The 12,120-nt window shown below is 72.8% G+C and carries 9 protein-coding genes; 5 read left to right on the plus strand and 4 right to left on the minus strand.

The window, feature by feature from the left end:
* Window positions 1–230 precede the first annotated feature (230 nt).
* The 3 genes from SL103_RS05505 to SL103_RS05515 form a co-directional block, all read right to left on the minus strand.
* Window positions 231–1,112: a sugar phosphate isomerase/epimerase family protein gene (locus SL103_RS05505; protein ID WP_069573440.1), complete on the minus strand. Its 882-nt coding sequence runs from the start codon at window positions 1,110–1,112 to the stop codon at window positions 231–233.
* Window positions 1,113–1,342: 230 nt separating this feature from the next.
* Window positions 1,343–2,479, minus strand: coding sequence for a bifunctional helix-turn-helix transcriptional regulator/GNAT family N-acetyltransferase (locus SL103_RS05510; RefSeq protein ID WP_079145580.1), 1,137 nt, complete (start codon window positions 2,477–2,479; stop codon window positions 1,343–1,345).
* Window positions 2,480–2,504: 25 nt separating this feature from the next.
* Window positions 2,505–3,569 carry a LacI family DNA-binding transcriptional regulator gene (locus SL103_RS05515; protein ID WP_069567643.1) on the minus strand — a complete coding sequence of 355 codons (1,065 nt, stop codon included), beginning with the start codon at window positions 3,567–3,569 and terminating at the stop codon, window positions 2,505–2,507.
* Window positions 3,570–3,790: 221 nt separating this feature from the next.
* Between SL103_RS05515 and SL103_RS05520 the strand changes: the two genes are divergently transcribed.
* From SL103_RS05520 to SL103_RS05540, 5 genes are all read left to right on the plus strand, one after another.
* Window positions 3,791–4,942: a Gfo/Idh/MocA family protein gene (locus tag SL103_RS05520; protein ID WP_069567644.1), complete on the plus strand. Its 1,152-nt coding sequence runs from the start codon at window positions 3,791–3,793 to the stop codon at window positions 4,940–4,942.
* Window positions 4,939–6,084 carry a dihydrodipicolinate synthase family protein gene (locus SL103_RS05525; protein WP_069567645.1) on the plus strand — a complete coding sequence of 382 codons (1,146 nt, stop codon included), beginning with the start codon at window positions 4,939–4,941 and terminating at the stop codon, window positions 6,082–6,084. Before SL103_RS05520 ends, SL103_RS05525 begins: the two co-directional genes overlap by 4 nt.
* On the plus strand, window positions 6,081–7,004 hold the full coding sequence (locus tag SL103_RS05530) for a sugar phosphate isomerase/epimerase family protein (RefSeq protein ID WP_244303847.1): 924 nt from the start codon (window positions 6,081–6,083) through the stop codon (window positions 7,002–7,004). The genes SL103_RS05525 and SL103_RS05530 overlap by 4 nt, the downstream gene beginning before the upstream one ends.
* A 279-nt stretch (window positions 7,005–7,283) precedes the next feature.
* Complete coding sequence (gene recD2 / locus SL103_RS05535) at window positions 7,284–9,494, plus strand: SF1B family DNA helicase RecD2 (RefSeq protein WP_069567646.1); 2,211 nt, start codon at window positions 7,284–7,286, stop codon at window positions 9,492–9,494.
* A 177-nt stretch (window positions 9,495–9,671) separates the two neighbouring features.
* Complete coding sequence (locus SL103_RS05540) at window positions 9,672–10,961, plus strand: citrate synthase (protein WP_069567647.1); 1,290 nt, start codon at window positions 9,672–9,674, stop codon at window positions 10,959–10,961.
* Between the two features lie 608 nt (window positions 10,962–11,569).
* On the opposite strand, the gene SL103_RS05545 is transcribed toward SL103_RS05540, so the two are convergent.
* The gene (locus SL103_RS05545) at window positions 11,570–11,857 is read right to left on the minus strand and encodes a heavy-metal-associated domain-containing protein (protein ID WP_069567648.1); all 288 of its coding nucleotides are present in this window, start codon (window positions 11,855–11,857) and stop codon (window positions 11,570–11,572) included.
* Window positions 11,858–12,120 lie beyond the last annotated feature (263 nt).

Genomic DNA, 12,120 nt, shown 5'->3' on the forward strand with positions numbered 1-12,120 from the left:
AAGGAAACTTCCAAGGAGACACGGATAGCCGGAAAACTATTGTCGGTCAATCACTCCATCCGAGGTGGCGCCCAGCAATTGCGAACCGGACGCGGGTGTGTGAGGGGATGGGTTCCGGCGCCTGCGAGCGGGCCGGGGCGAGAGCTGCCGGTGGTGCGGAAGGTGCCGTGCGGGGCCCGGGGCGGGGCGCGGTCGGACCCGGGGTGGGGGTGGGCCCGGGACGAGGGTGGTCAGGCGCCGGTGCGGTGCCGGTTCGGCGTCCCGGCGGCGAGGAGCTGCTGGAGGTGTGCGCGGGCCGGCGCCAGGAGGGCGGGGAGGTCCGGGGCGTCGGGGTACCAGCGCTTCTCGTACTCCCAGCACAGCCAGCCGCCCGCGCCCTGGTCGTAGATGCTCTCGGGGGTCGGCACGGGGCCCCGCGGCTCTCCGGGGTCCTCGCCGAGCGTGGCCAGGACGTCGGCCAGCGGCAGCGCACCGGCGCCGAGGGGCAGGGGGGTGGTGTCCTCGGCGGAGGCGACGTCCTTGACCTGGACGTAGCCCAGGTGCGGGGCGAGCGCGGCATGGGTGTCGACCGGCTCCTCACCGCCGAGCCAGCTGTGCAGCACGTCCCAGAGCGCGCCCACGTTCCGGTGCCCCACGGGACCCAGGACCCGGGCCGCGGCCGCGCCGGTGCGGTGCGAGTCATGGGTCTCCAGCAGCACCCGTACACCCCGCTCCGCCGCGAGCGGCGCCACCGCGGCGAGCCGCCGCGCGGCATCGGCGTCCGCCTCGGCCGCCGGGCGGTCGCCTCCCCCGGGGAAGACCCGGACATACGGCGCCCCCAGGTCCGCGGCGAGCAGCACCAGCTCGTCCAGCTCCTGGGCGAGTTCCTTCTCGCCCGCGGTGTCCCGGGCCGCGGCGACCCGGGCGTACCCGGCCACGGCGAGGATCTCGATACCGGTGGCCGCGCACTGCGCGCGCACCGCGGCCCGTTCCCGCGCCCCGATCAGCGGATGCACCGGTTCCTCGGGATGGGCCCGTAGCTCCACGCCCTGGTAGCCGGTCTCCGCGGCCAGCGCCAGCACCTCGGCCACCGGCATCCCGGGCACCCCGAGGGTCGAGAACGCGAAGCGCATCGCCGGCGCGCCGCCGGCCGGGCCCTTCGTGCCACCGCCCGCCGTGCCACCCCCGGCACCGCCGGCCGGCCCGTCCGTGTGTCCTGCGCTGCCGCTCATATCGCGCTCCTCCTCGTCGCGCCCGGATCCCCGAGCGTGTGCCCTGGCCGCGCGCGTCCATGTCTCCCCGGAGGGTGTACCCGCAGCCGGCCCGCCGGGCGCACCCGTTCCCCCGGCGGCGCGCCGCTACGTCACAGGGACAGGCGCCAGTCCTGGCCCACCAGGTCCTGGCCGAAGCTGTGGTGCGGCGACTCGCCGACCAGCTCGAACCCGGCCCGCTGATAGATGCCGCGCGCCGCGCCGAGTACGGAGTTGGTCCACAGCACCATCTCCCGGTAGCCGGCCTCCCGGGCGAAGTCCACGCAGGCGTCGACGAGTTGACGCCCCACGCCGTGCCCGCGGGCGCCGGGTTCGACCAGCAGCAGCCGCAGCCGGGCGACCCCCGGCCTGCCGTCCCGTACGCACATCACCGCGCCGACCCGCTCCGCGGTGGCCCCGGTGGCCCCGGCGGGCTCCGCGTCGGAAGGTGCTCCCGTGCCGCCCAGTTCCGCTATCCAGGTCCGGTCCCGGCGCGGGTCGAAGTCCTCGGCGTACTCCGCGACGATCCGGGCCACCAGCGCCTCGTAGCTCAGATCGAAGCCGTACTCGGCGGCGTAGAGCGCGGCGTTCCGCTCGACCATCCAGCCGAGGTCCCCGGGGCGGCTGGTGCGCAGCGTGACCGACGGTGCGGGGGAGTCCCGGGCCCCGGTGTCCGCCGGCTCCTCGCCGAGTACGGCGCGGATCGTCCGCATCGACGCCACCAGGCGGGCCCGGTCCGCCGGCGGAAGGTCCTGGAGCAGCGTCCCCGCGGATTCCTGCGAGCGCTCCTCCAGCAGGCCGGCCGCCTCCCGGCCGCCCTCGGTCAGCGTGATGCGCTGCCGGCGCGGGTCCTCCTCGGACCGGCCCCGGCTGATCAGCTCGCGGTGCTCGAACTTGCCGAGCAGCCGGCTGAGGTAACCGGCGTCCAGCGACAGCGAGCTGCGCAGGTCCGCGGCGTCCACCCGCTCGTGGTGGGCGAGTTCGTAGAGCACCCGGGCCTCGGTGAGGGTGAAGGGCGTGTAGAGGTGCCGGCCGTAGTCGAGCGCGCCGATGAGGTTCGTGTAGAAGCGGTTGAACCTGCGCAGCTCGCGGACGTCCGCGGCGCTGTCCGAGGAGCCGGCGGACGCGGGCGTCGGCTGCCCGCCGGAGGCCGTCCCGGGCGCTGTCGCGGACCCGCCGCCGGACGCAGTGCCGGATGTGGTGCCGGATGTCGTGGTGGAGGGCGCGCCGGGCGCCGTTTCGGTCGTCATCGTGACCCCCTGACACTTGACTGAGTCAAGGGTACGCCACCGAGGTCGATCCGCGCACCAGCAATTCCGCCCGCAGCGTCGCCAGCCCGCCCGGCGGCGGCTCCTCCCGGCCCGTCACCAGCCGGCCGGCCCGCGCCCCGGCCTCCCTCAGCGGCAGCCGCACGGTCGTCAGCGCCGGCGTCGCGTCCGCGCTGAACGGCAGATCGTCGAAGCCGGCGACGGACAGGTCCTCGGGCACGCGCAGCCCGCGGTCGCGCAGCGCGGCACACGCCCCCAGCGCGACGGCGTCGTTGGCCGCCACGATCGCCGTCAGACCGGCGTCCCTGCGCAGGAGTTCGACGGCCGCGTCGTAACCGGAGGCACGGTCGTAGGCACCGTGCACGGTGCGGTGCGGGGCGTCCGCGATCCCCCCGGCGGCGAGCGCGGCCCGATGACCGGCCAGCCGCTCCCCGGTGGTGGTACGGCCCGCCGGGCCCGCGGCACAGCCGATCCGCCGGTGGCCGAGCGCCACGAGGTGGGCGGTCAGCCGCTGCGCGCCGCCCCGGTTGTCGAACGCCAGGGTGGTGAGCGTGGCAGGCGGCTCCGCGGCGGGCGACGCCGGCTGCGCGGGCCGCCCGCAGAGCACCACCCGGGTGCCCGCACCGGACAACCGCGCCAGCTTGGCGGTCAGCGCCCGGGCGTGCTCCGGGTCCTCCGAGGCGCTGCCGGTCAGCACCACCGCCGCCGCCCGCTGCCGTTGCAGCAAGGTGAGGTAGCGCAGCTCGCGCTCCGGCGAGCCGCCCGTACTGCACACCACGGCCAGCTGCTCGCCACCGGGCCCGGCCGCACCGCTCAGCTCCTCCTGGACGGCGCCCGCGATGATCCCGAAGAACGGGTCCGCGAGGTCGTTGACGAGGATGCCGACCAGGTCGGAGCGGGCCGCGGCGAGCGCGCTCGCCGGCCCGTTGACGACGTACTCCAGCTCCTCGACGGCCCGCAGGACCCGGCTGCGGGTGCGTTCGGCGACCGGGTAGTTGCCGCTGAGCACCCGCGAGACGGTCGCCGCCGACACCCGGGCGCGCGCCGCCACATCCGCCAGCGTGACCGTCATCGCGACCTCACCATGCCCCGCCCGCCCCCTTGTTGGTGTCCTGCCGCGCAGGCTAGCGTCCCTCCCGACAGAAAGCGCTTGCTGTCCCGCTTTCCCGGAGCCACCGCAGGAGCCGCACCCCGCACCGCCGCCGCACCGCAACCGCTCCACCGCCGCACCGCCACACCGCTCCACCGCCGACGCGCAGCCATCCCGCCGAGAGCGCAGAGAGAGGCCGGGCCGTGACACGCACGACCGTACGCATCGCCATGAACGGCGTGACCGGGCGCATGGGACACCGCCAGCACCTGGTCCGCTCCCTCCTCGCCCTGCGCGAACAGGGCGGCCTCCACCTGGCCGACGGCACCGTCGTCTGGCCGGAGCCGGTGCTCGTCGGCCGCTCCCCGCACAAGCTGCGCGCCCTGGCCGAGCGCCACGGCCTACGGGACTGGACCTGCGACCTCGACTCCGTACTGGCCGACGGCACCGTCGACCTCTACTTCGACGCCCAGGTCACCGCCGCCCGCGTCGAGGCCGTGAAGAAAGCGATTGCCGCCGGAAAGCACGTCTACGTCGAGAAGCCCACCGCCGGCGACCTCGCCGGCGCACGGGAACTGGCACGGCTGGCCCGGGAAGCCGGCGTCAAGAACGGCGTCGTCCAGGACAAGCTCTTCCTGCCCGGCCTGCGCAAGCTCCGCCGGCTCGTCGAAGGCGGTTTCTTCGGCCGCATCCTGTCCGTACGGGGCGAGTTCGGCTACTGGGTCTTCGAGGGCGACTGGCAGCGGGCGCAGCGCCCCTCCTGGAACTACCGCGCCGAGGACGGCGGCGGCATCGCGGCCGACATGTTCCCGCACTGGGAGTACGTCCTGCACGAGCTGTTCGGGCCGGTCAGGACCGTCCAGGCACACGTCACCACACACCTCCCGCGCCGCTGGGACGAGGCGGGCGCCCCGTACGACGCCACCGCCGACGACGCCGCCTACGGGATCTTCGAACTGGCCGGCGGCATCGTCGCGCAGATCAACTCCTCCTGGGCGGTGCGGGTGCACCGCGACGAACTGGTGGAGTTCCAGGTGGACGGCACCGAGGGCTCGGCCGTCGCCGGGCTCCGCGGCTGCCGGGTCCAGCACCGCTCCGCCACCCCCAAACCGGTCTGGAACCCCGACCTCCCGGCGTCCGAGCCGTTCCGTGCGCAGTGGCAGGACGTCCCCGACAACGCCGACTTCGACAACGGCTTCAAGGCCCAGTGGGAGCTGTTCCTGCGGCACGTGGTGCGCGACGAGCCGTGGCGCTGGGACCTGGCGGCCGGCGCCCGCGGCGTCCAACTGGCCGAACTGGCACTGCGTTCGTCGGCCGAGGGCCGCCGGCTGGACGTACCGGAGCTGAGCCCGTGAACCGGCCGGCCACCCCGCCCCCGCTGCGCTCCCGTACCGTCTTCGCCGCCGCCCACGTCGTCGCCGATCCCCGCGCCGACACCGCACCGGACGGCCCGCCCGTCCTCGACTGGGACGCCACCCTCGCCTTCCGGCACCACCTCTGGTCGCACGGCCTGGGCGTCGCCGAGGCGATGGACACCGCACAGCGCGGCATGGGCCTCGACTGGGGCGCCGCCGCCGAGTTGATCCGGCGCTCCGCCGCGGAGGCCCGCGCAGTCGGCGGCCTGCTCGCCTGCGGGGCGGGCACCGACCAACTGCCCGCCCACGGCGCCTCACCGGCGGACGTCCGCGCCGCCTACGAGGAGCAGCTCGGCGTCGTCGAGGACGCCGGCGCCCGCCCCGTCCTGATGGCCTCCCGCCAGCTCGCCGCGGCCGCCACCGGGCCGGAGGACTACCTGGAGGTCTACGGTCACCTGCTGCGCCAGACGACCACGCCGGTGATCCTGCACTGGCTCGGCCCGATGTTCGACCCGGCGCTGCACGGCTACTGGGGCAGCCCGGACCCCGACGCCGCCACCGAGACCCTCCTCCGGATCATCGCCGCCCACCCCGGCAAGGTGGACGGCGTCAAGGTCTCCCTGCTGGATGCCGACCGGGAAGTACGGCTGCGCCGGCGGCTGCCGCCGACCGTGCGCTGCTACACGGGCGACGACCTCCACTACCCCGAACTGATCGCCGGCGACGACCACGGCTTCAGCGACGCCCTGCTCGGCGTCCTCGACCCCCTCGCACCCCTGGCCGCCGACGCCGTCCGCCTCCTCGACGCACGGGGCCCCGACGCCATCGCCGCCTTCCGGGCCGTCCTGGACCCGACCGTCGCCCTCGCCCGGCACCTCTTCCGCGCACCCACCCGCTACTACAAGACGGGCGTCGTCCTGCTGGCCTGGCTGGCGGGCCACCAGTCCCACTTCACCATGGTCGGCGGCCTGCAGTCGGCCCGTTCCCTGCCGCACCTGCGCCGCGCCCACCAACTGGCCGACGCACTGGGACTGTTCCCCGACCCGGAGCTGGCCGCCGCCCGGATGCGCCGGCTGCTCGCGGTCCACGGGATGGCGGAGACGGCCCCTGGGACGCGGCCGCCGCTAGGAGACACCCCATGAGCACCGGCACACCCCCGCCCCCACCGCACTCCCCACCCCCCGCACCGTCCCCGCCACCTCCTCCGTCCCCGGGCGCGTCCGCGCTCTCCCGGCTGAGCCTCAATCAGGAGACCGTCCGGCAGTGGTCACTGCCGGAACTGGCCGACGGGTGCGCACGGGCGGGCGTCCACGGCGTGGGCCTGTGGCGGGCCCCGGTCCAGGCGTACGGGGTGCGCGCCGCCGCCCGGCTCGTACGGGACGCCGGGCTGCGGGTCACCAGCCTGTGCCGGGGCGGGTTCTTCACCGCCCTCGACCCCGGTGAGCGGGCGGCGGCACTGGACGACAACCGGGCGGCCCTCGACGAGGCGGCCGCCCTGGGGACCGACACCCTCGTCCTGGTCTCCGGCGGCCTGCCGGCCGGCAGCCGGGACCTGCCCGGCGCCCGGGAGCGGGTCGCCGACGCGCTCGCCGAGCTGGCGCCGTACGCCGCCGCGCGGGGCGTGCGGCTGGCACTCGAACCACTGCACCCGATGTACGCGGCGGACCGCTGCGTGGTCTCCACACTGGCGCAGGCGCTGGACCTCGCCGAGCGGTTCCCCGCCGACCGGGTGGGCGTCGTCGTGGACACCTACCACCTGTGGTGGGACGACACGGCCGGCCCGCAGATCGACCGCGCGGGCGGCGCGGCAGCGGGCGCCCGTTCCCGGATCGCCGCCTTCCAGCTCGCCGACTGGGTGACCCCGCTGCCCGAGGGCGTCCTCCTGGGCCGGGGGCAGTTGGGCGACGGATCGGTCGATCTGCGGTGGTACCGGGAGCGCGTCGAGGCGGCCGGCTACCGGGGGCCGATCGAGGTGGAGATCTTCAACCCGGCACTGTGGGCACGGGACGGCGCCGACGTGCTGGCCGAGGTCGTGGCCCGCTTCCGCGAGCACGTCGGATGACCGGCGAAAATCGCACTTACGGCAACGCGGGAAGAACTCGGCGAGGACGTGCAACCGTTGGCGGCCCACAAAAGTCATAGCTGACGCTGGTCCCGATAAGGGGAGGGATCCGGGGGGATCCGGGGCCGGCGCGGAGGGGGGAATCGAGGGGCCCGACCATCGGACGGGCCCCTCGATGGTGCTCCGACGGCGATCCGCGCCGGCCCCGCGTTCCCCCCGGAACCTGCCCGCCCCCGCGTTCGCGGGCGCGTTGTCACACCCCGGCGGTACGGTCGGGGCATGGTCAACGGAGCCGTGGTGGAAGGGGTCCTGGAGCGGATCACCTACGCCAACGAGGAGAGCGGCTACACCGTCGCGCGGGTCGACACGGGCCGCGGCTCGGGCGATCTGCTGACCGTCGTGGGGGCGCTGCTCGGGGCGCAGCCGGGGGAGTCGCTGCGCATGGAGGGCCGCTGGGGCTCCCACCCCCAGTACGGCAAGCAGTTCCACTGCGACAACTACACGACGGTCCTGCCGGCCACGATCCAGGGCATCCGCCGCTACCTCGGCTCCGGCCTGATCAAGGGCATCGGCCCGCGGATCGCCGACCGCATCGTGGAGCACTTCGGCACGGACACCCTCGACGTCATCGAGCGCGAGCCGGCGCGCCTCGTCGAGGTGCCCGGCCTGGGTCCCAAGCGGACGAAGCTGATCGGCGCCGCCTGGGAGGAGCAGAAGGCCATCAAGGAGGTCATGGTCTTCCTCCAGGGCGTCGGGGTGTCCACGTCCATCGCGGTGCGGATCTACAAGAAGTACGCGGACGCCTCGATCTCCGTCGTCCGCAACCAGCCCTACCGCCTGGCCGCCGACGTCTGGGGCATCGGCTTCCTGACCGCGGACCGCATCGCCCAGGCCGTGGGCATCCCGCACGACAGCCCGGACCGGGTCAAGGCCGGCCTGCAGTACGCCCTGTCGCAGTCCACCGACCAGGGCCACTGCTTCCTGCCCGAGGAGCAACTGATCGCCGACGCGGTGAAGTTGCTCCAGGTGGACACCGGCCTGGTCATCGACTGCCTGGGGGAGCTGGCCGCGGACCCGGAGGGGGTGGTGCGGGAGAAGGTGCCGACGGGGCAGGACGGCGCGCCGGTCACCGCCGTCTATCTGGTGCCCTTCCACCGCGCCGAGATCTCGCTCGCCGGCCGGCTGACCCGGCTGCTGCGGACCGAGGACGACCGGATGCCGGCGTTCCGGGACGTCGTCTGGGACAAGGCGCTGGCCTGGCTGGCGCGCCGCACGGGCGCCGAGCTGGCACCCGAGCAGCGGGAGGCGGTACGGCTGGCGCTGACCCAGAAGGTCGCGGTGCTCACCGGCGGGCCGGGCTGCGGCAAGTCCTTCACGGTCCGCTCGGTCGTCGAGCTGGCCCGCGCCAAGCAGGCCAAGGTGGTGCTGGCCGCGCCCACGGGCCGGGCCGCCAAGCGGCTCTCCGAGCTGACCGGGGCGGACGCCTCCACGGTCCACCGCCTGCTGGAGCTCAAGCCCGGCGGGGACGCCGCCTACGACGCCGACCACCCGTTGGACGCCGATCTGGTGGTCGTCGACGAGGCGTCCATGCTGGATCTGCTGCTGGCGAACAAACTCGTCAAGGCGGTGCCGCCGGGCGCCCACCTGCTGCTGGTGGGGGACGTCGACCAGCTGCCGTCGGTCGGGGCCGGCGAGGTGCTGCGGGACCTGCTCGCCGAGCCCGCGACGGTGCCCGCGGTCCGGCTGACCCGGATCTTCCGCCAGGCGCAGGAGTCCGGTGTGGTCGCCAACGCCCACCGGATCAATTCCGGCGTGCCGCCGCTGACGAGCGGGCTGACCGATTTCTTCCTGTTCGCCGAGGAGGACAATGAGGAGGCCGGGCGACTGGCGGTCGATGTGGCGGCCCGCAGGATCCCGGCGAAGTTCGGCCTCGACCCGCGCCGCGACGTCCAGGTGCTGACCCCGATGCACCGCGGCCCGGCCGGCGCGGGCGCCCTGAACGGTCTCCTCCAGCAGGCCGTCACCCCCGCCCGCCCCGACCTGCCGGAGCGCCGCTTCGGCGGCCGGGTCTTCCGGGTGGGGGACAAGGTCACCCAGATCAGGAACAACTACGAAAAGGGCCGCAACGGCGTCTTCAACGGCACGGTGGGCGTGGTCACCGCCCTCGACTCCGACGAGCAGCGGCTGACCGTGCTCACCGACGAGGACGAGGAGGTCCCCTACGACTTCGACGAACTCGACGAACTCGCCCACGCCTATGCGGTGACGATCCATCGCTCGCAGGGTAGTGAGTATCCAGCGGTGGTGATTCCGGTCACCACGAGTGCCTGGATGATGTTGCAGCGCAATTTGCTGTATACCGCCGTGACCCGGGCAAAGCGCCTGGTGGTCCTGGTCGGCTCCCGCAAGGCCCTGGGACAGGCCGTACGCACGGTATCCGCCGGTCGGAGGTGTACGGCGCTGGCTCACCGGCTCGCCGGGACGATGTGATGCCACTCCTCTTTCCCAATCGGCGCGAAGGGGAGCAGGATGGGACACTGACGCGGCACTGAGTGCCGCAAAGAGGCCCTATGGCCGACCCCGAGTGCACAACCAAGGTCCAAATGGGGGAAGGTATAGGCAGTCAGGGCACCTCGAAGAAGAGGCACAACGTCGGTGAGGGATGACGTGAGCGACAACTCTGTAGTACTGCGTTACGGGGACGGCGAATACAGCTACCCGGTCGTCGACAGCACCGTCGGCGACAAGGGCTTCGATATCTCGAAGCTGCGCGCCCAGACCGGTCTGGTGACCCTGGACTCCGGTTACGGCAACACCGCGGCGTACAAATCCGCGATCACCTATCTCGATGGTGAACAGGGAATTCTTCGTTACCGCGGGTACCCGATCGAGCAGCTCGCAGAGCGCAGCACGTTCGTCGAGACCGCGTATCTGCTGATCAACGGTGAGCTGCCCACCGTCGACGAGCTGTCCACCTTCAAGCAGGACATCACCTACCACACCCTGCTCCACGAGGACGTCAAGCGCTTCTACGACGGCTTCCCCCGGGACGCCCACCCGATGGCGATGCTGTCGTCCGTGGTCAGCGCTCTGTCGACCTTCTACCAGGACAGCCACAACCCGTTCGACGAGCAGCAGCGCCACATCTCCACGATCCGGCTGCTGGCCAAGCTCCCGACGATCGCGGCGTACGCCTACAAGAAGTCGGTCGGCCACCCCGTCGTCTACCCGAGCAATGACCTCGGGTACGTCGAGAACTTCCTGCGGATGACCTTCTCGGTGCCCGCCGCCGACTACGAGCTCGACCCGGTCGTGGTCAGCGCCCTGGACAAGCTGCTGATCCTGCACGCCGACCACGAGCAGAACTGCTCGACCTCCACGGTCCGCCTGGTCGGCTCCTCGCAGGCGAACCTCTTCGCCTCGATCTCGGCCGGCATCAGCGCCCTGTGGGGCCCCCTGCACGGCGGTGCCAACCAGTCCGTGCTGGAGATGCTGGAGGGCATCCAGCGCGACGGCGGCGACGTCGACTCCTTCATCCGCAAGGTGAAGGACAAGGAAGACGGCGTGAAGCTCATGGGCTTCGGGCACCGCGTCTACAAGAACTTCGACCCCCGCGCGAAGATCATCAAGGCGGCGGCGCACGACGTCCTCTCCGCGCTCGGCAAGTCCGACGAGCTGCTGGACATCGCCCTCAAGCTGGAGGAGCACGCGCTCTCCGACGACTACTTCGTCTCGCGCAAGCTCTACCCGAACGTCGACTTCTACACCGGTCTGATCTACCGGGCCATGGGCTTCCCGACCGAGATGTTCACCGTGCTCTTCGCGCTCGGCCGGCTCCCCGGCTGGATCGCCCAGTGGCACGAGATGATCAAGGAGCCCGGCTCCCGCATCGGCCGCCCGCGCCAGATCTACACCGGCGCCGTCGAGCGCGACTTCGTGCCGGTCGAGCAGCGCTGAAGGCCCTGCCCCGAACGCTGACCGCGCAAAGCGGCTGACCGCATAAAGAGCGCACAAAGCGAAAGCGCCCCGCCTCCGGATCCCCCCACGGGTCCAGAGTGCGGGGCGCTTCCCCTGTCCCGGTTGGATTCCCCCCACGGGATCCGTCCGGGCGTTCCGGGTTGCACCGCGCTCCGCCGGGACGCGCACATCGGGAGGGCCGCTCAAAGCTCCCCGGGCACGTCGCCCCGGCCACGCGTAGCCGGGCGCGATCCCCAAGATCGGCACGGCTGGTGCCGTGCAAGCCCCGCCGGGGTGCTTGCACTGCCCGGTTAGACTCACGACCCCCCTCAATGGTTACGTTCCAATGAGTGTGATCTGGGTCTCTTGCCATATGGGTGCGAATGCGGTCAAGGGTCACCATCTGGAGATCGAGCTCCAGAGGTATGGGTGTTGTGCCCCGAGGTGGGGGTGTTGTGTCAGTTGTAAGAACCGCGTGAAAATTCGTGCCCCGCGGCGCGGTCGGTGACCCGGTTGAACGCGCGGGTGCGGGCCGGGCCGCCGACGGGCGTCCCGGCCCGCACCCGCGAGTCCTGACGAGCTGGAGCGAACGGGGGTGGGGCGGCGGGTCAGGCCGCCACTCCCACGAGCTCGTAGCCGGCCTCGTCGACCGCCGCGCGCACGGCCGCCTCGTCCAGCGGGGCCTTGGACGTCACCGTCACCAGCCCGGTGGCCGCCACCGCCTGCACCGAGCTGACGCCGGCGATCTCGCCGATCTCGGACGACACCGCACCCTCGCAGTGCCCACAGGTCATGCCGGTGACCTGGTACGTCGTGGTCACCTCGCCGACCTGGACGGCGGAGTCGCCGGAGTGGCAGGAGCCTTGCGGGGTGCAGCAGGAGCTGTTCTCGGTCATGGGGGAGTCTCCTTGTGATGCCGATGCGTTCCGTCGGTGCGGAGGCGTTCTCCGCGGTGCCGGATATCGGAATGCCGCGACGGGCCGGGTGGGTCGCGATGGACGCACGGGGCCCAAGTGGCTGCCGGTACCTCCTGCACCCTACGCACTGTATACCCCTAGGGGGTATCAATCCAAGCCCTCGCCACACCATCGCGTTGCCGTGTCCCCCGCCCCGCGTCAGCCTTGGGGTACGGACTCGGGGCGGATCCGAGGAGGCGGCC

The organism is Streptomyces lydicus (assembly GCF_001729485.1).
Lineage (GTDB): Bacteria > Actinomycetota > Actinomycetes > Streptomycetales > Streptomycetaceae > Streptomyces > Streptomyces lydicus_D.

Coding starts and splice junctions, on each gene's coding strand:
- SL103_RS05505 (WP_069573440.1), bottom strand. CDS start 1,112: ATGCGCTTCGCGTTCTCGACCCTCGGGGTGCCCGGGATGCCGGTGGCC.
- SL103_RS05510 (WP_079145580.1), bottom strand. CDS start 2,479: ATGACGACCGAAACGGCGCCCGGCGCGCCCTCCACCACGACATCCGGC.
- SL103_RS05515 (WP_069567643.1), bottom strand. CDS start 3,569: ATGACGGTCACGCTGGCGGATGTGGCGGCGCGCGCCCGGGTGTCGGCG.
- SL103_RS05530 (WP_244303847.1), top strand. CDS start 6,081: ATGAGCACCGGCACACCCCCGCCCCCACCGCACTCCCCACCCCCCGCA.
- recD2 (WP_069567646.1), top strand. CDS start 7,284: ATGGTCAACGGAGCCGTGGTGGAAGGGGTCCTGGAGCGGATCACCTAC.
- SL103_RS05545 (WP_069567648.1), bottom strand. CDS start 11,857: ATGACCGAGAACAGCTCCTGCTGCACCCCGCAAGGCTCCTGCCACTCC.